We start from the raw sequence: 22,230 nt of genomic DNA, 5'->3' as shown, positions 1-22,230 counted from the left end.
ACGAACGTCCTGCCCGTTGTGGCGGCTTTGTACCAGTTGCAATCCGTGCCACACACTCGACCATGGTATGAAACAAGCATTTGAGTAGAACCGGATTTCCACGCCAGATTCCGCTCTCTGTCACCTTTCAGGTAGGCAAAATCCCTGCCACTACCGCCCAGCACCGAAGATCCTGCGGGTACAGAACCGGTCAGCCATTTCAATTTGGTTTGACAATTTGGGGCGTGGCACTTAAGTTTGGCCGCGCTCAAAAGCCCGCTAGCCCCATATCCGCGCCGGATGCCGCCAACGAAGGCCCTCCGAGCCCGCAGAATCCGGCACTTTCCGGGTGATGCATGCGTAAAGAAACCACCTGAAACCGCCTTCCTAATAAAAGGTGATCACAGGTGAGCGCGGAGCGCGCCCCGATCCGGGCCGTCGAATCACCGATTTCATCCAGTGATTTGTGTGGAAATAAAAAAGCTGGCAAAAGAATAGTTTTTAGGAGTCCACAATGTCCGACAAGAAAGCTCAACTCACGGTAGACGGTATTGATGCCCCCTTTGATCTGCCGGTTTACTCTGGCACTGCCGGTCCCGACGTTGTTGACGTCAGCAGCCTGGCGAGCAAGGGCCTGTTTACCTACGACCCGGGCTTCATGTCCACAGCCTCCTGTGAATCCAAGATCACCTATATCGATGGCGCCAAGGGCGTACTGCTGCACCGCGGCTACCCCATCGAGCAGCTGGCGGAAAAGTCTGACTATCTGGAAACCTGCTACCTGCTGATGAATGGCGAACTGCCCAGCCCTGAGCAGAAGAAGGAATACGTCAACAGCATCATGAACCACACCATGGTCCATGAATCTCTGGTCAACTTCTTCAAGGGCTTCCGCTACGATGCCCACCCGATGGCCATGATGTGCGGCGTTGTCGGCGCCCTCGCCTCCTTCTACCACGACTCCCTCGACATCACCGATCCCGAACACCGCAAGATCTCTGCGGATCGCCTGATTGCCAAGATGCCGACCCTGGCCGCCATGTGCTACAAGCACAGCAAGGGCCAGCCGTTCATGTACCCGGACAACAGCCTCAGCTACTCCGAGAACTTCCTGCACATGATGTTCGGCAACCCCTGTGAGCCGAGCAAGATCGACCCGGTTGTGGCCAAGGCCATGGACGTGATCTTCCTGCTGCACGCGGACCACGAGCAGAACGCCTCTACCTCTACCGTGCGTCTGGCCGGCTCCTCCGGCGCCAACCCCTTCGCCTGCATCTCCTCCGGTATTGCCACCCTGTGGGGCCCGGCACACGGCGGCGCCAACGAAGCGGTACTGAACATGCTGCAGGAGATCGGCGACGAGAGCCGTATCGACGAGTACGTGGCCAAGGCCAAGGACAAGAACGACCCGTTCCGCCTGATGGGCTTCGGTCACCGCGTGTACAAGAACTTCGACCCGCGTTCCCGCGTCATGCAGGGTATCTGCGACGAAGTACTGGGTGCCATGGGTGCAGAGAACGATCCGCTGCTGCGCATCGCCAAGAAGCTGGAAAAGATTGCGCTGGAAGACGAGTACTTCGTCGAGAAGAAACTCTACCCGAACGTGGACTTCTACTCCGGCATCATCATGAAGGCGATCGGCATCCCCACCGACATGTTCACCGTGATCTTCGCCACCGGCCGCACCGCTGGCTGGATTGCGCACTGGAACGAGATGATCTCCAACCCGTACAAAATCGGCCGTCCGCGTCAGCTGTACACCGGCTACACCGCGCGCGACTACGTTTCTGTGGAAGATCGCTAAGCGCATCTCCCCGGATACAAAAAAACCCGGCAAATGCCGGGTTTTTTTGTGCTCGCCATCTCCCTCGCAAGGAACAATGACGTCTTCAGCTATGGCAGGTTGTGCACATGGCTGCCCACCGGGCCCGAGAAAATCCCCCCGTCGTGCATATCCCAGTTGATGGACCAGGTCATCACACCATTGAAGGTCGGGTACGCCTGGGAGGGGGTCAGCGTGTCGCAGTTCAGCTGCTGGGTCAGGCAGTCCAGGGCGCGGTTGATATCCCCAGTGGTGGCAAAACCACTGCCTGCGGCACTGGGGCCAGACGGGAGCGCCAGACCTACCTGCTCCGGGCGCAGCCCTTCAAAGAAGCCGGCGTTACCGTAGCCCAGCGGGAAGCCCTCGATCAGCATCAGTGCCGAAGACACCATCATATCCACCGAGCCGGCCGCGTAGGCCTGCCCGCGATAAGGCGTGGCGAGACTGCCGTTGTTGTACAGCTGCACATGCAACAGGTCCAGCTCATCGCGCAGTTGGTCGATCATCGGCAGGTACGCGCCCCAGATACCGGTATACGACACATAGCCACCCTGCACATAGGGGTGCTCTGGGGCCATGGACAGATACATGCCGGGGTAGCGCTGCTTTAACTGCTTGACCGCATTGACCATGTTCTGGATCACCGGTGCACCATGCATCACACCAGCGCCGGATTCCAGGTCGATGTCGATACCGTCAAAGCCGTACTCGTCGATCATCGCTGCCGTGCTGTTGACGAAGTTGGTGACGTTCTCCTCGGTGTTCAGCGTTACCGTGCCCTTCTCACCGCCGTAGGAGGCAATCACGATTTTGCCCGCCGCGCGCTTGGCGGCCACATCGGCAATAAACTGCTGCTTGTCGAGCCCCGGGTCCAGGTTGAACGCAATACTACCGTTGCCCGCATCGTCCACAAACGCCACCACGATGACATCCCATACATCGGAGACTTCGCTGATCCGATACAGGCCGGACCCGTTATCAAAGTTGTGCCAGTAGCCCACCAGCGCGTGCTTCGGCAGCAGGCCACTGTTGCCACCAGAGGAAGATCCACCAGATGAGCTGGAGGAACCGGAGCTGCTGGAGGACGAGCTGGAACCGCCACCGGAAGAACTACTGGAAGAGGAACTGCCACAGTCGCCGACCTGACTCCAGGCATCTTCCCAGTGGGCGCCCTCCCCGGGCGCATAGGCCCAGGCTGCACTGGAGGAACACCAGCCGGCGATATTGCACTGAAATTCCTGCCCGACGTTTTGCACCTGTTGCCCCGCGACATAACTGGTTCCCGCCACGTATTGCAGCGATGTGCAGGAACCGCCACCGGAGCCACCACTGGAGCTTGAGGAGCTGGACGACGAACTGGAGGAAGAGCTGGAGGAGGAACTGGAAGACGAACTCGAGGAAGAGCTGGAAGATGAGCTCGAGGACGAACCGCCATCGCAGGCGCCGTCGTATTTCCAGTGTGCCCAGGTGCCGGAGTGGGTTACCGGATTATTGTTCTGGGTCCAGTAATTCGCGGTATACGCGTTGCCCAGGTGCTGCACCGAATTACCGCCCACATAGATAGCGCTCGCTTCCCAGTCAGGGCGTGCGCTGCAGTCCACCGCTGCCGCCTCGAACGCGAGCAGCCCGAGTACGAGCAAGCTCAGTAATTGCCTTTTCATAGTGTTTTCTCAGGTTATTTTTAAGGTCTGTCGAAAGAACATCGAAAAGAACAGAGGGCGCCGTGGCGCCCTCTGGTTGCTGCTTACTGCTTAGTTACAGGTTGCGTCACCGATCTCTTCCCAGTCGGAAGAAACGCCCGGCTCGCTCTGGGTCCACCACTTGGCACGGTAGCGCTTGCCGTTGTGGTTGACTTCATCCCCACCGTTGTAGGCGGTACCGGAATTCCACGGCACTTCCACATCGCTGATGAGTTTCCAGTCTGCGGCGCTCAAGCCCGGCTGCTGCTGTGTCCAGTACTTGGCTTCCCAGACCAGCTGATCAAAGCTCACCCGATCGCCACCGAGGTAGGTGCTACCGGACTGCCATGCAGGGAAGTTACCCGCATTCGGGTCGGTCATGTCGCAGCCACCACCACCGGTGCTGTTGGTTACGGTCACAGTGACGCTGGCACTGGCGCTGTCGATACCGTCGCTCACGGTCACCGTGAGGGTGAAATCAGTATCGGCTTCCACCTGCGGTGCGGTGATGGTGATGGTATCGCCGCTTCCGCTGGCCATACCGCTCCAGGTGTAGGTCAGCACATCACCGTCGGCATCGCTACCAGTTGCGGTGATAGAGGTGCTGGCACCTTCCTGAACAGTGACCTGTGCCGGTACGGAAACTTCCGGCGGTGTGTTCGCATCCGGCGGCAGCAGGAAGATGCTGACCTGATCTGGGGTGGCGTCACTCAGGGAGCCATCATTGACGTTCAGCTCGAATACCAGCTCCTGCTCGGCAGCGACTTCTGCCGCGGAGAAGCTCGGGCTGACCGCGGAGGTGTCGCTCAGGCTGACACTGGCACCAGAGATCTGGGTCCAGCTGTAGGTCAGAGCGTCGCCTTCGGGATCGCTGGAAGCGGCACCGTTCAGGGTGACGGTGGCCGGCGTGATCACGATCTGGTCGGCACCCGCATCGGCACTGGGTGCCTGGTTCGGCTGGTCCGCGGCAACCGTAACGGAGACCTGATCGGAGTCAGACGCTTCACCATCGGACACGGTCAGCGCAAACACCAGTTCTTCGTCCGCGGTCACCGCCGGGGCAGTGAAACTGGCGGAAGCGCTGTTGGCATTCTGCAGGGTCACACTGGTACCGGAAACCTGTGTCCAGCTGTAGCTCAGCGGATCATTGTCCAGGTCACTGGAGGTACTGCCATCAAGGGTAACACTCGCACCACTGTCGACACTCTGGTCGCCACCAGCGCGCGCCACCGGTGCACGATTGCCGAAGCCATCGCCGTGGCCAAGACTCTCGTGCATGGCGTTCATGATGTCGCCGTTGTCCGCGTCGATTTCCCAGGAGAAGAGACCGGCCAGGTTGTTGGACTGCACATAGGCGCCCTTGGCCATCACCGAACGACGGTTGTCGTAGGTGATCAGATCACCGGTGCTCGGCTTGAAGATATACGGCGCTTCCGCGGCCGCGTCGTAATACTCTTCCCACTCGCCTGTGGCGATGCGGCCGACGATATCGCGGTAGTCCACAACCCCATCTTCCCAGGTGCCATTGACCATCCCAGTTGCTGTGCCGGTCATGTGGTCGTTGCCGGTCCAGCCGGAAACGCCTTTCCAGCCACGGCCGTACATGGCAGCACCCACCACCAGCTTACCGGGATCAACGCCCAGGCCGAGCAGGTTCTGGATGCCGTTGTGGGTGGTGTAGTCGGTGTCGGGACGCCAGGTAGGCGCGTACAGTGCAGCCTGGTGACCCAGCACTTCGTTGCTCCAACCGCCGTAGAAGTCGTAGGTCATTACGAAGAAGTAATCCATGTACTGCTGTACATCGGTGTAGTCCACATCTTCGATCTTGTCGGCACCGGCACCGATGGCAGAAGTGAGCTCGTACTCACGACCAGTTTCCTGCTCCAGGCCGTCGAGCATGGCACGCAGGTCGCGCATCAGCAGGCGATAGGTTTCACCATCGATCGCCGGGTCGCCGAGGCTCGGGTTGGCACCCTGGCCACCCGGGTATTCCCAGTCGATATCCACACCGTCGAAGAATTTCCAGGTGCGCATAAATTCTTCGACGGAATCGACGAAGGTTTTACGCTTGGCCGCATCGCTGAAGAAATAGAAGGGGTCGGACAGGGTCCAGCCGCCAATGGAAGGCAGAATTTTCAGGTCCGGGTAGGCCTGCTTCAAGGCCATCAGCTGGCCGAAGTTACCCTTGTAGGGATCCGAGAATGTCTGGTCGGCCTGGGCTTTCTGCAGCGCGGCAAACGGATCGTGCAGGGAAACCTTGAAGTCCTCACGACCGGAGCAGGAGCGCTGCAGGGCCTGGAAGGAACCTTCGATTTCTTTGAGGCTGTCGTTGATGCCGTCGCCACCACAAATGGGAATAAATCCGTAGATCAGGTGGGTCAGGTTGTAGGAGGGCATCATGTCGACAGAGAACTTGCGCCCGTATACGCCCCACTCCACAAAGTATGTGCCCACGACCGAATTACTGGTGTTCTGGTATGGCTGGTTGTTTTCACCGGCAGTTACGGTAATCGGGTCCAGGTGGCTGCCATCGGTATCGGCAACCACAATATCGGTGGCCGCAGAAGTTGCACAGCCATCGTCGTTACACAGTGCCACCTGCAGGGAGTATTGTCCGCCCTCGGCAACCTGCAGGGTCGCGGAGCCGGTCTGGGTGGCACCACCGCTGACAGATTGTTCCAGTACCACTTCGCCGTTAAGCAGGTATTGTGCGGTGGTCGCCGGATCGCCGGACCATTTGGACCAGGCGACCGGAACTTCCGCATAGTCGTTGATGGTCACCAGCTGCTCGTAGGCAGTGGCTGCCTCATCGACTTCGATGATGGCGAAGCTGGTTTCCATCCAGTCGATGGTGGGAGCGCCGGGTGCGGCGATGGCGGAGGAGCTGGCGAGACCGAGCGCCAGGAGTGCGCGGCGCCAGTGGCTTGGAGTGAGCCCTTTCATTGATTGTCACCTTGTCGTTATCTTTTATGGGTAAGGATCTATCAACGAAGGCAGCGGTGTGCGATATCCGTCAAACCTCGACGGGCTTCACTGCCCTCGATGGAACGGCATGTAACTGCGTATGCCGGTACTGCTTGTTACTGTGTTATTCAATAACTTCTTGAACAGGTACCTCTGGACGCGCGGTCTGCAGCCCGCACAATGACATCGCTGTCATTTTTTCTCAAAAATATGACAGCGATGTCATCAGGTTTTCACCTTACCGTGGTACCGGCCGACCTGACCAGCCCCCTCAGGCAGTCTTGAGAGGTAAGTCACACGCAGGAATCAGTTAATGGCGCGAAAATCGCCGCGAAGGGAGCTGCCGGAGGTAGGAGAGATTGCGATTTGCTTTCGAAACGAAATATCCCGGGTAGGTCGGCACGACAGATCCACAACAGAAAAGCGGCCGACCTGCGTCGACCGCTTCGCCCCATTTTCCCAATCAAGCTGACTGAAACTTCCCGCTCTTTCACTCGCTGAAATCAATCAATTCCAGATCAGTGGTCACCCGCTGTGGGTCTATTTACGGTCATGTTCAGTCTCGGTTACGGACCGCTTGTTGTTGGCACTCCACCTCGTCTCGCGATGGGGGAGTCTTCCCGGGACTGTTACCAGTGTAAGATCGGGCAGGCGCACCCCACACTTTTTTCTCATTTTGATCCCGCGACCACCATTGCCCCGCGGTTCCCGTTGGGAGGGCCGGGTCACGACCATACACTCCCCCTGCGATATCGGAGCAAACGTAGACGGAGTATTTATGCAGTTTCAGACTCTCAAACACGCCGGCCTGGCTTCCGCGCTGGCGCTCTCTCTGACCACCGCCGGTTGTGCCAACATGAGCGACACTGATCGCCGCGTCGGCACCGGCATTGGCATCGGTGCCGTGACCGGCGCCCTGGTTACCGGCAGACCCGGCGGCGCCGCAGTCGGTGCAGCTCTGGGCGGTGCCGGTGGTTACCTGTACGACCGTGAGAAAAAACGTCGTTATTACTACGATCGTTATGGTCGTCGCGTCTATCGTTAAACGCTGCGCACCCTGATTGAGCAACAATGCTTGATCAACAATGATTGAACAACGAGCCCCTCGCGGGGCTCATTGTTTTTTCAGGGGTTTGACCAGGCCCTCCAGACCCTCAATTTTTATTTCCAGGGTCAGCGCCATCAGGTGCCCGAGCCGCCCCTGGGGGAATTCTTTCTTCGCAAACCACAGCAAATATTCTTCCGGTAAATCGATCAACACCCGGCCCGCGTATTTACCAAACGGCATTTTGGTGCGCGCGATATCCACCAAATCCTGCTTGTCCAACATCGTGTTCTCCCACCCCTTCAATCACCTTCCCGGTAGATTCTACACTGAGGGAGGCTTGTCTCAGCGCGTCTTCTCCCTGACGCGCAGATAATTTCAGTAACCGAACTTCTGTGGCAGTATCCGTGCTTACGGTCGCCACAGTGGCCGTTTATTTTTTGTGCTCCCGGGACGATCCCCCGGCGCAACTAAACCCTGCAGACCACCAATAAACTGCTTGAAGGAATGACAGTGAATAACAACAAACTCACGCAAAAATTTGGGCTGGCGCTCTCCATCGCCCTACTCGCCGCGTGCGGCAAGCCCGCCGACCCAGCCAAATCGCAGGCCAGTACTGCCGGCAACAGCATGCCCGCCAGTGAAGCAGCACAGACCGACAACGTCTCCACCGAAGGCATGTGGATGCCCCGCCAGCTGCCGGAGCTGGGTGACAAGCTGAAAGATCTCGGCCTCACGCTCGATCCCAAAACCATGACGGATCTGACCAAATTCCCGATGAATGCCGTAGTCAGCCTGGGGGGCTGCTCCGCCTCATTCGTATCCCCCAAAGGCCTGGTGGCCACCAACCACCACTGCGCCTATGGCTCCATCTCCTACAACTCCACCGAAGACAACGACCTGTTGGCCAACGGCTTCCTCGCCAAAACCCTGGAAGAAGAAGTTCCCGCAGCACCGGGCTCGCGTATTTATGTCACCGTGGACATGAATGAAGTCACGGACAAGATCAACAGCAAGCTCAGCGATGGCATGGACGGAGCCACCCGCTTCAAGGCCATTGAAGACGCAGAAAAGGCGTTGGTGGCCGAATGTGAATCCGACCCGGGCCACCGCTGCGAGGTGTACAGCTACTACGGCGGTGCCAGCTATTACCTGATCAAGCAACTGGCGATCCGCGATGTACGTCTGGTACATGCGCCCGCCTCCTCCATCGGCAAGTTCGGTGGCGATATCGACAACTGGATGTGGCCACGCCATACCGGTGACTACGCTTTCCTGCGCGCCTACGTGGGCACAGATGGCAAACCGGCGGATTTCGCCAAAGACAACGTGCCCTACCAGCCCAAGCATCACCTGACCGTGTCTACCAAAGGCCCGCAGGAAGGTGACTTCGTGATGGTGGCCGGCTACCCCGGGCGCACCAACCGCTACCGCACCGCAGAGGAAGTTAGCAACAACTTCACCTGGTACTACCCCACCATGCAGAAAGTACTGGCAGAGTGGTCCGAGGTGATCGGCCAGGCCACCGAAGACAACAAGGATGCCGCACTGAAATACGCGAGCCTTGTAGCGGGCCTGAATAACTACGCCAAAAACTTCACCGGCATGATGGAGGGTTACAACCGCAGCGACCTGCTGAACCGTAAACAGCAGCTGGAAAAAGACCTGCAGGCATGGATCGATGCCAACCCGGAAGCCAGCAAGCAATACGCATCCGTCATCGCCGATCTGCAGAAGTTGATCAGCGAACAGCAGTCCACCCAGGAGCGCGATTTGCTGCTGGGCTACATGAACCGCTCCTCCATGCTCAGTGCAGCGCAGCGCCTGTATCGCCTGAGCCTGGAAAAACAGAAGCCCAACATGGAGCGTGAGCCTGGCTATCAGGAGCGGGACATCACACGCTTCACTGAAAGCATGAAGCGCATCGAGCGCAACTTCGCGCCGGGTGTGGACCAGGCCATCTGGACCTACTTCATCGAGCGCTACAACGCCCTGCCGAAGGACCAGCGCTTGGGCAGTTTCGATAGCTTCTTCAAAAGTGGGCTGAGTGGTGATGCACTGCAGCAGCAGCTCTCGGCCATGTATGAGAAAACCGGCCTCACGAAAACCGAGAATCGCCTCGCGTGGATGGAAAAATCACCGGAAGAATTCCGCAACAGTGACGATCCGTTTATCCAGCTGGCGGTGGCCACCTATGACGACCGCTTGGCGATCGAACAGCACGATAAGGAAATGGAAGGCCGCTTCGCCGAAGTGCGCCCGAAGTATATGGATCTGCTGATTGCCTATTACAATGAGCAAGGCAAGCCGGTTTACCCGGATGCCAACAGTTCCCTGCGCCTGACCTATGGCCTGGTGAAAGGCTACACCCCGCCTGCCGGCACCATCAAAGGTGCCGCCGATGGCAACGATGGCAAAGACGGCTTTGTCCCCTTCACCACCCTGCGTGGTATTAAGGCCAAATACACCGGTGAAGATCCCTTCGACGCACCGCAGGGGCTACTGGAGGCGATTGAGAACAAGGACTACGGTCGCTTCTACGATGAAAAACTGGATTCCGTGCCGGTGAACTTCCTTACCACCGTGGACATCACCGGCGGTAACTCCGGCTCTGCCACCATGAACGGCAAGGGTGAGTTCATTGGCCTGGTGTTCGACGGCACCTACGACAGCATCAATGCCGACTGGGACTTCAACGACAACACCCGTGCCATCCATGTGGATGTGGAATATATGCTGTGGGTAATGGAGAAAGTGGATCACGCCGATAATCTGCTGGAAGAGATGGGGGTAGCGGCGCCGAAGCAGTAATTCAGACCGCAATAATAAAAAGCCGGCATTCCTGCCGGCTTTTTATTTACAGTAATTTTAATTACAGCAACTCGGTCTTGGTTTTTCCACACCGTTGGCAGCGGTACTCCGTGACCAGCTTCCCCTGCTTCACATCAAACTTGCGCTCGGTGACGACCACCCACTTGTGAAACCCATCACGGCACAGACTGCTGCCCTTGTGTTTTTCCCAAGGGGTTTTGCGCTTGAATGGCAATACATCACCCATTGATCAAACCTCCCCACCGGCGGCATGGGCAGATGCCCAGGCCCATTGAAAATTAAATCCGCCAAGCCAGCCGGTGACATCCAGCACCTCACCGATAAAATACAGCCCCGGCTGCTTCATGCTTTGCATACTACGCGACGACACCTCGTTGGTATCCACGCCTCCCAGGGTAACTTCCGCGGTGCGGTAACCTTCGGTACCTTCCGGGGTCAGCGTCCAGGTCTGTAGTTTTTCACCCACTTCCCTCAGAGCCTGCTCTCTGTACTGCTTGAGCGGTTTGCTTTCCAGACCACTTCGCTGCAGGAAAAACTGCACCAGTTTTTTACTCCATAACTCCGTCAGCACCGTATGCAGAAAGCTCTCCTGCTTTTTGCCGCGCTGTTCGCTGATCCAGTCCGCGAGATCCAGCCCCGGCGCCAGATCGAAGGTCACCGGCATACCCTCTTTCCAGTGGCTGGAAATCTGCAGAACCGCCGGGCCACTCAGGCCCTTGTGAGTAAACAGCATCTGCTCGTGGAAGTGGCCCTCGGCGCAGCTGGTATTCACCGCCAGTGAGGTACCCGGCAATTCCTGCTGCCGCGCCAGCGCGCGCTTATTCAGGATAAACGGTACCAGCGCCGCGCGGGTGGGAATAATGTTGTGGCCGAACTGCTTGGCAATATCGTAGCCAAAACCGGTAGCACCCATGGTAGGGATCGACAGTCCGCCGGTGGCGATCACCAGGGATTCACACACCACCTTGCCGAGGGAGGTGTGCACCTCAAAGCCTTTCGCTTGCGCTTCATCGAGAGGCTCGATGCGCTGAATTTCACAGCGGGTGCGAATCTGGGCTTTCGCCTCACGACACTCCGTCAGCAGCAGGTCGACAATATCCCGGGACTTGTTGTCACAGAATAACTGACCAAGAGTTTTCTCGTGGTAGGGGATACCGTGCTTTTCTACCAGCGCAATAAAGTCCCACTGGGTATAGCGGGCCAGGGCGGATTTACAGAAATGGGGGTTTTCGCTGTAGAAGTTGTCCGGCGCCGTGTACAGGTTGGTGAAGTTGCAGCGGCCGCCGCCGGACATCAGGATTTTTTTACCGACCTTGTTGGCGTGGTCCAGCACCAGCACGCTGCGGCCACGCTTGCCCGCCACCGAGGCACACATCAGGCCGGCGGCGCCGGCGCCGATGATCAGTACATCGGTCTGGGTAGGAAGGTCTGTCATTCGTGGTCAGATCAGGTCTTCGGCAGGGTGACGCCGCGCTGCCCCTGGTATTTGCCACCGCGATCCTTGTAGGACACATCGCAGATTTCATCGGATTCGAAGAACAGCATCTGTGCCACACCTTCATTCGCGTAGATTTTCGCGGGCAGGTTGGTGGTGTTGGAGAATTCCAGGGTCACGTGGCCTTCCCACTCGGGCTCCAGCGGGGTCACGTTGACGATGATGCCGCAACGGGCGTAGGTAGACTTGCCCAGGCAGATGGTCAGTACCGAGCGCGGAATGCGAAAGTACTCCACGGTGCGCGCCAGCGCGAAGGAGTTGGGCGGTATGACACAGTAGTCGCCCTCCACATCCACAAAGCTGTCTTCATCAAACGCCTTGGGATCCACGGTGGCGGAGTGCACATTGGTGAAAATCTTGAACTCGCTGGCACATCGCACGTCGTAGCCGTAGCTCGACGTACCGTAGGAGATCAGGCGGTCACCCGATGTACCGTGACGTACCTGGCCCGGCTCGAAGGGCTCGATCATGCCCTCATTTTCAGCCATGCGACGAATCCACTTATCGGATTTGATGCTCACCCTTTCCCCTCACTTGTTCATTTCTGGCGGTCATTTAAAGAGGCCGAATCATAGCCGGTTTGCCCTGTGCAAAAAAGTATCACTGATTGCCGTCGAATTCAGCGCGTACAGGCCCGATGTGGGCTTGCCGACACTGGATGACTACTGTATAAATTGCCAGTAGATACTGTATGCACATACAGCCAACCCCTGTCAGACCACCCGTGTGGAGCGAGCCAATCGTGAACAGCGCCGAAAACTTTTTGCAAAACAAGCAGTTAGCTCAGCAGGCCAGCAACGAGCCATCTATCCCCCCAGGGCAAGAGCGGCCACGGCCATTGCAGCAGTTGCTTGCCCGCCCGGACATCTGGCAACTGGCCAGCGGCCAGCGTCGCCCGCGCACCGGTATCAGCACCGGCTACCGCGGCCTGGATGCACTGCTGGCCGGGCACGGCTGGCCCCGCGCCGCCACCACAGAGCTTTTGGTCGACAAGGCCGGTATTGGCGAGATGTCCCTGATACTCCCCACCCTGGCAGAGCTCACCCGCCAGGGGCGCATGGTGATACTGGTCAACCCACCACACATTCCCTATGCCCCGGCACTGGCGCAGGCCGGTGTGCAGCTGGAAAAACTGCTGATCCTGCACCCCAGGGGCCAGCGGGATCAGTTATGGGCGGCGGAACAGTCCCTGCAGTCCGGCGCCTGCGGCGCCCTGATCCAGTGGCAGGGCAAGGAAACCCACGCAGACAAAGACCTTCGCCGCCTGCAGCTGGCGGCGCGCGATGGCGATTGCCTGCACTTTCACTTCCGCCCCGGCTCCTGTGCACAAACCCCATCGCCCGCGGCCCTGCGCCTGCAACTGAAGAGCGACGGCGAGCAATTGGCACTGCATTTGTTCAAACAGCTGAGCGGTAAATCCGGCCAGCGCCTGCACCTGGCGCGCAACCCGGACCTGGTGCGGCAGGACCAACCGCTCCACTGAATCGACGGTACGCTCTCTGATGGATGCGCTGCGCTTATCCACCCTACGCACAACCACCAGTAACAATGCCGTAGGGTAGATAAGCGCAGCGCATCTACCAATTAACCAGGCTCCGACGGAGACTCCAACATGCTCTGGCTTTGCATTCAGCTCCCGAAGCTGCCCCTGGAAGCGCTGGTGCGCGCCCATCGCGCCGGCGACGACGCCCCCCTGGCAGTAACCCAGAACAGCCTGATTATTGAGGCCAATAACGCCGCCTATACGCACAATATCGAGCCCGGGCTCAGCATCGCCACCGCCTGCGCCTACTGCACGGAACTGCAGCTGCTGGACCGGGACCGGGAGCGCGAGGAACAACTGCTGCAGCACCTGGCCCAGTGGGCCTACAGCTTTACTCCCGTGGTATCACCACGCAGTGCCGAAAGTGAAAAGAATCAGCCCGATAGCAATTTCGCCTGCCTCTATCTGGAAATCAGCGGCAGTCTCAAGGCCCACCGCGGCCTCGCCCCCCTGTTACAGCAACTGGGCAAGGAACTGCACAAGATGCGCATCAGCCACAGGATGGGGTTGGGCCACAGTCCTTCTGCTGCACACCTGCTCAGCCAGCTACCGGAGCATCGTCAGTGGCTGGCAGAAACCCGAAGCGCGCCCACCCCCCAGCAGTGGCGGCAGTGGATCAGCTTCGCCCCCAGTAAATTCCTGGACTGCAGTCACAAGGCCATTACCAAGCTGTACGCCTGCGGGATCAAGCGCGTCAGCCAGCTACTGGCCATCCCCCTGTCTGAAGTAGGTGGCCGCTTCGGGCGCAGTTTTATCGACTACCTCGCCCGCCTGAATGGCACCCGCCCGGACCCGGTACCCAGTTTCGAGCCGCCGGCAGAATTTGATAGTGAATTATTTTTCCCAAGCCCACTGGATAACAGTGAGCAGCTGCTGTTTCCTGCCGGACGCCTGGTACGGGAGCTGTGTCGGCAGCTGCAACGCCGCCAGTTGTACAGCCAGCGACTGTGCTGGACGCTTGATTACGGCAGCCGCGGCAGCCAGCAAGTCACGGTAGACATATCCCAGCCCCTGCTGGATCCGCAAAGGCTGATCGCACTGACCAAGCTGCAGTTTGAGCGCGTGGAACTGAAAGAACCCGTGCAGGCACTAACACTCAAATGCCAGCAACTACAGGCTATAGAAAGCCACAGCCTGCGGGAGGATTTTTTCGATGAAGGCAGCAAGCAGCATGAAAGCTACCAGCTGATCGATAAACTCAAGGCCCGGCTGGGGCACCAGGCCCTGTCTGCGGTCATCCTCAAGGAAAGCTACCTGCCGGAACAGGCCTGGCAAAATGCCGACAGCCTCACCCTGCACAGCAAGGCGCGCGGTCATCAGCTCACCCCGGCACATGCCCCCCGCCCCAACTGGCTGCTGCCGAGACCTGACCGCATCCAGCAACGGGACCATAAACTGTTTTACGACGGGGAGCTGCAACTGCTCCAGGGCCCGGAGCGCATCGATGGTTACTGGTGGCAGCATCACCGGCACGCGCGTGACTACTACATCGCGCGCGGGGAACAGGGCAGCCTCTACTGGGTGTTTCAGGACCTGACATCAGAGCACTGGTTTCTGCACGGCGTCTATTCCTGAGCGCTGCCCGATCACTACCGAGTTTCAGATATCCCTGCATGCAGTACGCAGAACTTTTCTGTCAGAGTAATTTCTCTTTCCTACAGGGCGCCTCGCACCCACAAGAGCTGGTAACAACTGCCTGCAGGCTCGGCTACCGCGCACTCGCCATCACCGACGAGTGCTCCATGGCGGGCGTGGTACGCGCCTACGCCGAACTGGAAAAGCACCGCGCCAAGGGCCATCCGCTAAAGCTCATCTGTGGCAGTTTTTTCCGGCTCGCGGAAGATCAGCAGGAACTGGTGTTACTGGCACCGGATCGCATCGCCTACAGTGAGATCTGCGAGCTGATTTCCACCTCGCGCCTGCGCGCGGAAAAGGGTCACTATCAGACATCGCTGCAGGACGTCATCCAGCATTGCACGCATGCGCTCTGCCTGTGGCTACCCCGCGGGGAATCCCTGCAAGTACCCGACGCACTGCAACAGCACTTTGGCAAGCGCCTGTATATCGCCCTGAGCCTGCACCTGTTGCCGGGTGAAAACCTCAGGCTGCAGAAACTCCTCTGCGCGGCCGAATCCCAGCAGCTGCCGGTGGTCGCCACCAACGCGGTCCTGATGCACTGCCGCACCCGCAAGCCATTGCAGGATGTGCTCAATGCGAATTATCACAACTGCACCCTGGATCAACTCGGTTACCGTCTGCAACAGAATGCCGAGCGCTACCTGCGCACCCGGCAAGAGATCGCTGCCCTTTACCCGCAGGAGAGCATTCACAATACGCTGAAAATTGCCGACCTCTGCACCTTCAGTTTAACCGAGCTGCAATACCAGTATCCTTCTGAAGTGCTCGCACCTGGCAAAAACGCCAGCGAATATCTGCGTGAACTGGTCGAGGCCGGCGTGCAAACACGCTGGCCCGCGGGCCCGGAACCGCGCATCCAGCAGCAGATCGAAGTGGAGCTGGCACTCATCGCCGAGTTAAAGTACGAGCATTACTTTCTCACTATTTACGACATTGTCCAGTTTGCCCGCAGCCAGCATATTCTCTACCAGGGCCGCGGTTCCGCGGCCAACTCCGTGGTGTGCTACTGCCTGTTCATTACCGAAATCGACCCCCACAAAATTGGCCTGCTGTTCGAGCGCTTTATCTCCCGCGAGCGCAACGAGCCACCGGATATTGATGTGGATTTCGAGCACGAACGGCGCGAGGAGATCATCCAGTATATTTACCGGAAGTATGGGCGCGAGCGCGCCGGCCTCGCCGCCGCAAAAATCACTTACCGGTTCAAAAGCGCGCTGCGGGATATCGGCAAGGCACTGGGACTCGGCGCCGCGATGATTGAGCAGTTACAGGCGGAACGCAGCTGGTGGGACACACTGGATGACTTTCCGCAGCAGATGAAAAAAGTGGGGATCGCCCCGCACAGTACCGCCGGCCGAATGTTACCGGTTCTGCTGGAGCAGATTTACGGTTTCCCGCGCCATCTCTCACAGCATGTGGGTGGTTTTGTGATTACCGAGCGGCCACTGAGTCAGCTGGTGCCCATTGAAAACGCGGCCATGGAAGAACGCACCATTGTGCAGTGGGACAAGGAGGACATTGAAGACCTGAAGCTGATGAAGGTGGACATCCTCGCACTGGGCATGCTCACCGCCCTGCGTAAATCCCTCACGTATATGGCCCTGTATGGACACAGGATGCGCCTGCGTGACATCCCGCCGGATGACCCCGCCGTTTATGAAATGATGTGCCGTGCCGATACCGTGGGAGTTTTCCAGATCGAATCCCGCGCGCAGATGAGCATGCTGCCACGGCTACAACCACGGAAGTTCTACGAGCTGGTGATCGAGATTGCCATTGTCCGCCCAGGCCCCATTCAGGGTGGCATGGTGCATCCCTATCTGCGCCGCAAGCAACAACTGGAACCCGTGGCGTACCCCCATGAAAACCTGCGCCCGGTACTGGCGCGCACGCTGGGGGTACCCATTTTTCAGGAGCAGGTGATCAAGCTGTCCATGGTGGCCGCAGGCTTCAGTGGTGGTGAAGCCGATGCCCTGCGCCGCGCCATGGCCAGCTGGGGCAAGAACGGCAATCTGCTGCAGTTTCGTGAAAAACTGATCAACGGCATGCTCGCCAACGGCTACACCCACAACCTGGCGGAGCAGCTGTTCGAGCAGATGAAAGGATTTGGCTCTTACGGTTTTCCCGAGTCCCACTCTGCCAGCTTCGCCCTGCTCGCCTATTTTTCGGCCTGGATCAAATACCACCATCCCGCCGCGTTTTACTGTGGCCTGCTCAACAGTCAGCCCATGGGCTTTTATGCACCGGCACAGCTGGTCTACGACGCCCAGCGCCACAATGTGAAAATATTACCGCTGGACGTAAACTACAGCGGCTGGCACCACAGCCTGGCACTGGCCGACAAAAATAAGCCGGGCGGGCAAGCGGTTACCAGTGAAGGTCCCGCCGTGCGCCTGGGGATGCGCCTGATCAAGGGGCTGGCCGAGGAATCGGTAGAAGTCATTGAAGCCGCGCGGGTACAGGGAAATTTCCAGTCCCTGCAGGACTTCACCCAGCGGGCAAATCTCCCCACCCGGCAAAGCGCCATCCTCGCCCACGCCAACTGCTTCTACAGTATTGCCGAAAACCGTTTTCACAGTACCTGGCAGGCACTGAACAGCCAGCTGGAACATACCGCGCCGACCCAACACCAACCGGACACTGGGCAGGAAGACAACATCTACTGTGATTACCAGAGTACTGGTCTGACGCTGCGCGAACACCCTGTAACGCTGTTGCGCAAACAGCACCGTCTTGCCGGGCTCGCTCAGGCCTGCGACCTGGCCAGCCGCAACGATGGTGAACGAATCCGGGCCCTCGGCCTGGTCACCTGTCGCCAGCGCCCGGGCACCGCGGCCGGGGTTCTGTTTCTGACCCTGGAAGATGAAACCGGAGTAATCAACGTGGTGCTATGGAAGCCGATACAGGAGCGCTACCGCAAAGAAATTTTGCGCGGAAAAGTCTTGCTGATAGAAGGCAATTTACAAATCAGCCGGGACACGCAGACGCAGCAATATAGCGTGATCCACCTGATTGGAAAAAAGATCGACTGCCTTGCCTGGAAGGAACTGCAGCATGTGCGCAGTTTTCATTAAAAGCGATACACAATGCGCACGCTTGCCAGCCTGACTCGCCTGCCCCCTGACTCGCTTGTCCCCTGACTCGCTTGTCCCCTGACTCGCTTGTCCCCTGACTCGCTTGTCCCCCTGAAAGGGAACAAGCCAATCACACAATAAAAAACATAGGGATGACTAGCCGCCGAAGTCCTGCTTTTCCATCCACGGAATAATACGCTCAAAAGCGCGTTCGATATTTTCAATGGACGTGGCGTAGCTGAAACGCAGCGCATTGCGGCTGCTCTCGCCAAAGGTGTCACCGGCAATGGTGCAGACTCCGGTCTCCCGCAACAGGCGCAACGCCACATTATTGCCGTTTACCCCTTCGGGCAGGGAGGGGAACATGTAGAAGGCCCCCTCCGGTACATACCCTTCCAGGTACGGGGTTTGAGCCACCAGTTCCACCAGACGGTCGCGACGTTTCTTGTAGGTACTTACCACATCGGTCACAAAGCGCCGGTCGCCCCTGAGCGCGGCGACGCCCCCCCACTGGCAGGGTGTGTTTGCCACCGTGGTGGTGAACATATGGTAGCGGCGCAGTTTGCGAATGGCCCCCTGGCTCGCTATCAACCAGCCAACCCGCATACCCGCCATGCTGAAGGTTTTGGAGAAGCTGCTCATGACCATGACATGATCGAGATCCGAGCAGCAGGACAATACGCTGGCGTACTCCCTGTCGTCGTAAATCAGGTGGTCGTAGACCTCGTCGCTGATCACATAAATCCCGCGGTAGGCCGCTTCCTGCACAATGGTTTCCACGGTCTCCCGCGGGTAAACCGTACCGGTGGGATTGCTGGGGGAATTGAGAATGATCGCGTGCGTGTTGGTGTCGATCGCATCGATCACTTCCTGCGGATCGAGTTGATGATTGTTTTCCGCCCGGGTGGGAATGTATTTGACCTCGCCACCGTTCATCCGGATCAGCGGCGCGTACAGCATGAATGACGGGTCCGGCACGATAAATTCACGCCCCGGTGCAGACACCGCGGTCAGCGCCAGATACACCGCTTCCGTGGCGCCGGTGGTGATCAGAATATTTTCCGGACTGAGCGTACGCCCGGAGCGCTCGCCGTAATAATCTGCCAGTGCATCCAGCAACTCCGGCAGCCCGGCGTCCATGGTGTAACCGGTCTGGCCTGCGTTCAGTGCATCCACGGTGGCCTGTACCACGTGCGGCGGTGTGGGCGCATCGGGCTGGCCAATGGAGAGATGGATCACGTCCTCCATGGTGGCCGCCATATTCACCATTTTACGAATGCCCGGCACCGGGATGGTGAGCAGTGCGGGGTTCCATACCGGATCTTCCGATTCGTAAAAATCAAAATCCAGCCGACTCATGCATCCACTCCTGTTGCCGCACCCTGCTGCGCGTCTTCATAAAACAGGCGGGGACGCTTGTGGGTCAGCGGCGCCGCCAGCTGATAAGCCTGGGCCGCGCGCAATACCGCGCGATCATCAAAGCGTGCCCCCACAAGCTGCAGGCCGATGGGCAGCCCCGCGGCATCGAAGCCACAGGGAACCGAGATCGCCGGTTGTCCGGTCATGTTGAACGGGTAGGTAAATGGCGTCCACGAGGGCCAGCGGGTACTCGGCCAGTCTTCCGGCACTTCGCGACCGGCGGTGAATGCGGTGATCGGCAACGTGGGCGTCAGCAGCAGGTCGTATTTATTGTGGAAGCCCGCCATGCGCTCACTCAGGGCGGCGCGCTCATTGGTCGCCTCCAGGTAATCCAGCATGGAAAGTTGCGCGGCTTTTTCGGAAACGGCCACCAGTTGCGGATCCATCAGCGCGCGCTGCTTTTTGCCGATCGTGCGCAGCGCATTGGCCGCACCGCCATAGAACAGATGCCCGAAGGCTCCCAGGGGATCATCGAAGCCGGGGTCAACCTCGGTCACTTCCGCACCCAGAGACTGCAGTTGCAGTGCTGCGGCATGTACCGCTTGCGCGATTTCCTTGTCCACCTGCACGTAACCGAGGGTGGCACTGAACGCGATACGCACCCCACGCAGCAAGTCCTGCGGCTCACCTTCGATTGCCGCCAGGTAATCGATGTTGCGCCGGGGTATGGCATTGATATCCCGGTAGTCGGGCTCGCTCAGCACATTCATCATCAGCGCACAGTCCGCCACCGTCCAGGTCATGGGGCCCGCATGGGCCAGGGTGCCAAACGGGCTGGCGGGCCAGTGTGGCACTTCACCAAAACTGGGCTTCAGGCCCACCAGACCACTGAACCCGGCAGGGATGCGAATGGACCCCCCGGCATCGGTGCCCAGTGCCAGCGGCCCCATCCCGAGCGGCACCGCCGCCGCACTGCCGCCGCTGGAACCGCCGGCGGTTTTATCCGGGTTCCAGGGGTTGCGGGTGACGCCATCCACCGGGTTGTCGGTCACGCCCTTCCAGCCGAACTCCGGCGTGGTGGTTTTCCCCAGTGGCACCGCGCCATTGCGATTCAGCGCGGCCACACACGGCGCTTCCTTGCCCAGCGTGGATTCAGGGTCGATGGTGTTGGAGCCCTTGATGGTGGGCCATTGCGGGGTGAGGAAAACATCCTTGATGGCGACGGGCACGCCGTCGAGGGGACCGATGACGTCCCCTTCCTGATAGCGCTTCTCAGACTCTCGCGCAAACGCCAGGGTGGTTTCCGGATCGACCAGGTTGAAGGCGTTGACGACAGGATTGCAGCGTTCGATTTGCCCGAGCATCGCCTGGGCTGCTTCCACGGGAGAAAACTGTTTCTCCCGGAACCCGTCTAGCAACTCCATCGCCGACATGCTGAGCAATTCTTTCATGGCTATCTCTCCTGTTGAACGACGCAATCCTGTCGCCTTCTGTTTTTGTTCTCCGGTTATTCCGTTTGCCGGCCCGCCCGATCCGGGCACTCGGACCAACTTCGGATCGTCCCCCTATCCTAGTCCTGCATGGCGCCTTTTTCCCGCTGCAGGCGCAAAGTCACGTGGAACAATACGCCCCGATTTCTGCGGTGGTGTGCGAGAGGCCATGACACCATTCTCCGGTTGCCCGGTTTTCCAATTAAACAGTGCAATTCGCTGGCCAACCTATCCCTGACCGGCAATAGGCGCCGGCATGTCGCGGTTGTACTGCGCGGCGAGCGCCTTGAGATCTTCCTCGATGGTGGGATACAGCCGCACCCCGTGCGCCAGCTGATCTTCCCGCAACGCCCAGGCACGCTGCCCCGGCACCCGCACTCCGCTCGCCCCGTCACTATCGGGCGCACAGTCGCTCCACAATGTGGCCAACGCCCGGGTCTGCCGCAAAAAGTCTTGCGGGGCACCAAAGGCACGCGGGTCAATGATTTGCAGGAATACCGAGTTTGCCTCATCGTCATCCTGGGTATTGTCTGCGCGCCCGTAGCCACTGAGCCCCATCGACAACACTTCCAGCATGGCGGACAAGGCTGCGCCCTTGTAACCGTGGTCCGCGCCACCCACCGGCAGGATGCTGCCACCATTGGCAAATGCCGCGGGATCGTCCGACAGGTTGCCGTCGCTATCTTTCAGATAGGCAGCGGGCAATTTCTTGCCTTCGCGCTCGGCGCGCGCCACATAGCCACCGGCAGTGACCGACATGCTGATATCGAACAACAAGGGAAAGTCACCGGCGGGCGCACAGAAGGCGATGGGGTTCGCGGAAAAAAGCGGTTCCTTACTGCCCTGCGGTGAAACCGTGCGTTCGGCCGGCGTAGAACAGGTGAGCAATGCCACGCAATTTTTCTCGATGATCTGCGGCAAATAGGCAGCGAGACAGGCGATGTGCTGGCTGCGGCGAATGGTCGCAGTCACCACCCCGTATTCGCTGACGCGATCCAGCGCCTGCTCAATCGCCTGGTTCAGCACCCAGGGCCCCGGTAAGAAATTCGCATCCCAGTTGAAACAATTGCCGCGATCCTGCAGCACCTCAGGCTCACCGCTCAGGCGCGATACGCCATCTTTCAACCACTGCAGATTACTGGCAACCCGGTGCAGACCGTGGGTGGTAAAACCCATGAGGTCTGCCTGTAAAAATGTATTCGCCATGACGTCTGCCCGCTCGCGGGACAGTCCCGTCGAAGCAAACAAATTACTGGCAAACGAATGTAGTGCATCAGCGTGATAGCGGGTAGACATGGATTCTCCTTGTT

At 58.9% G+C, this 22,230-nt stretch carries 15 protein-coding genes; 6 read left to right on the top strand and 9 right to left on the bottom strand.

All coding sequences use genetic code 11. The annotated features are described in order from the left end of the window. The first annotated feature begins 493 nt into the window (after window positions 1–493). Window positions 494–1,783, top strand: coding sequence for a citrate synthase (gltA, locus tag AU182_RS06745; RefSeq protein WP_066962764.1), 1,290 nt, complete (start codon window positions 494–496; stop codon window positions 1,781–1,783). Between the two features lie 89 nt (window positions 1,784–1,872). On the opposite strand, the gene AU182_RS06740 is transcribed toward gltA, so the two are convergent. Continuing rightward, window positions 1,873–3,462, bottom strand: coding sequence for a glycosyl hydrolase family 18 protein (locus AU182_RS06740; RefSeq protein ID WP_066962761.1), 1,590 nt, complete (start codon window positions 3,460–3,462; stop codon window positions 1,873–1,875). Window positions 3,463–3,552: 90 nt separating this feature from the next. Then, window positions 3,553–6,423, bottom strand: coding sequence for a glycosyl hydrolase family 18 protein (locus AU182_RS06735; RefSeq protein WP_227718154.1), 2,871 nt, complete (start codon window positions 6,421–6,423; stop codon window positions 3,553–3,555). Window positions 6,424–7,222: 799 nt separating this feature from the next. On the opposite strand from AU182_RS06735, the gene AU182_RS06730 reads away from it, so the two are divergent. Next, window positions 7,223–7,489 carry a YMGG-like glycine zipper-containing protein gene (locus AU182_RS06730; RefSeq protein ID WP_066962758.1) on the top strand — a complete coding sequence of 89 codons (267 nt, stop codon included), beginning with the start codon at window positions 7,223–7,225 and terminating at the stop codon, window positions 7,487–7,489. Between the two features lie 69 nt (window positions 7,490–7,558). Here the strand turns inward: AU182_RS06730 and AU182_RS06725 are convergent, their stop codons facing one another. Beyond that, window positions 7,559–7,774 carry a putative quorum-sensing-regulated virulence factor gene (locus tag AU182_RS06725; protein WP_066962755.1) on the bottom strand — a complete coding sequence of 72 codons (216 nt, stop codon included), beginning with the start codon at window positions 7,772–7,774 and terminating at the stop codon, window positions 7,559–7,561. A gap of 228 nt (window positions 7,775–8,002) precedes the next feature. Here AU182_RS06725 and AU182_RS06720 point away from each other — a divergent pair, with 228 nt between their 5' ends. Continuing rightward, a complete protein-coding gene (locus AU182_RS06720) occupies window positions 8,003–10,300 on the top strand; it encodes a S46 family peptidase (protein WP_369802060.1) in 2,298 nt (765 codons plus the stop codon). Between the two features lie 61 nt (window positions 10,301–10,361). On the opposite strand, the gene AU182_RS06715 is transcribed toward AU182_RS06720, so the two are convergent. The 3 genes from AU182_RS06715 to dcd are packed head-to-tail and all read right to left on the bottom strand — an operon-like array spanning window position 10,362 to window position 12,337. Then, window positions 10,362–10,547 carry a hypothetical protein gene (locus tag AU182_RS06715; protein ID WP_066962752.1) on the bottom strand — a complete coding sequence of 62 codons (186 nt, stop codon included), beginning with the start codon at window positions 10,545–10,547 and terminating at the stop codon, window positions 10,362–10,364. 3 nt (window positions 10,548–10,550) lie between these two features. Next, window positions 10,551–11,756, bottom strand: a complete 1,206-nt coding sequence (locus AU182_RS06710; protein ID WP_066962749.1) for an NAD(P)/FAD-dependent oxidoreductase — start codon at window positions 11,754–11,756, stop codon at window positions 10,551–10,553. An 11-nt stretch (window positions 11,757–11,767) separates the two neighbouring features. Continuing rightward, window positions 11,768–12,337, bottom strand: a complete 570-nt coding sequence (dcd, locus tag AU182_RS06705; RefSeq protein ID WP_066962746.1) for a dCTP deaminase — start codon at window positions 12,335–12,337, stop codon at window positions 11,768–11,770. 221 nt (window positions 12,338–12,558) lie between these two features. Here dcd and imuA point away from each other — a divergent pair, with 221 nt between their 5' ends. From imuA to AU182_RS06690, 3 genes are all read left to right on the top strand, one after another. Further along, the gene (gene imuA, locus AU182_RS06700; protein WP_066962743.1) at window positions 12,559–13,299 is read left to right on the top strand and encodes a translesion DNA synthesis-associated protein ImuA; all 741 of its coding nucleotides are present in this window, start codon (window positions 12,559–12,561) and stop codon (window positions 13,297–13,299) included. Window positions 13,300–13,428: 129 nt separating this feature from the next. Continuing rightward, complete coding sequence (locus AU182_RS06695) at window positions 13,429–14,934, top strand: DNA polymerase Y family protein (RefSeq protein ID WP_066962740.1); 1,506 nt, start codon at window positions 13,429–13,431, stop codon at window positions 14,932–14,934. A gap of 38 nt (window positions 14,935–14,972) precedes the next feature. Then, window positions 14,973–18,071, top strand: a complete 3,099-nt coding sequence (locus AU182_RS06690; RefSeq protein WP_066962737.1) for an error-prone DNA polymerase — start codon at window positions 14,973–14,975, stop codon at window positions 18,069–18,071. A gap of 156 nt (window positions 18,072–18,227) precedes the next feature. On the opposite strand, the gene AU182_RS06685 is transcribed toward AU182_RS06690, so the two are convergent. The 3 genes from AU182_RS06685 to AU182_RS06675 form a co-directional block, all read right to left on the bottom strand. Then, window positions 18,228–19,430 carry a pyridoxal phosphate-dependent aminotransferase gene (locus tag AU182_RS06685; protein ID WP_066962734.1) on the bottom strand — a complete coding sequence of 401 codons (1,203 nt, stop codon included), beginning with the start codon at window positions 19,428–19,430 and terminating at the stop codon, window positions 18,228–18,230. Continuing rightward, window positions 19,427–20,881, bottom strand: a complete 1,455-nt coding sequence (locus AU182_RS06680; protein WP_066962732.1) for an amidase — start codon at window positions 20,879–20,881, stop codon at window positions 19,427–19,429. The genes AU182_RS06685 and AU182_RS06680 overlap by 4 nt, the downstream gene beginning before the upstream one ends. Window positions 20,882–21,148: 267 nt before the next feature. Then, on the bottom strand, window positions 21,149–22,216 hold the full coding sequence (locus tag AU182_RS06675; RefSeq protein WP_066962729.1) for an Ldh family oxidoreductase: 1,068 nt from the start codon (window positions 22,214–22,216) through the stop codon (window positions 21,149–21,151). Between the last annotated feature and the right edge of the window lie 14 nt (window positions 22,217–22,230).

The sequence above is a fragment of the Microbulbifer sp. Q7 genome, from assembly GCF_001639145.1.
Taxonomy (GTDB): Bacteria; Pseudomonadota; Gammaproteobacteria; order Pseudomonadales; family Cellvibrionaceae; genus Microbulbifer.
The sequence above is the reverse complement of the archived record's forward strand: the minus strand, read 5'-3'. Positions and strand labels throughout refer to the sequence as shown.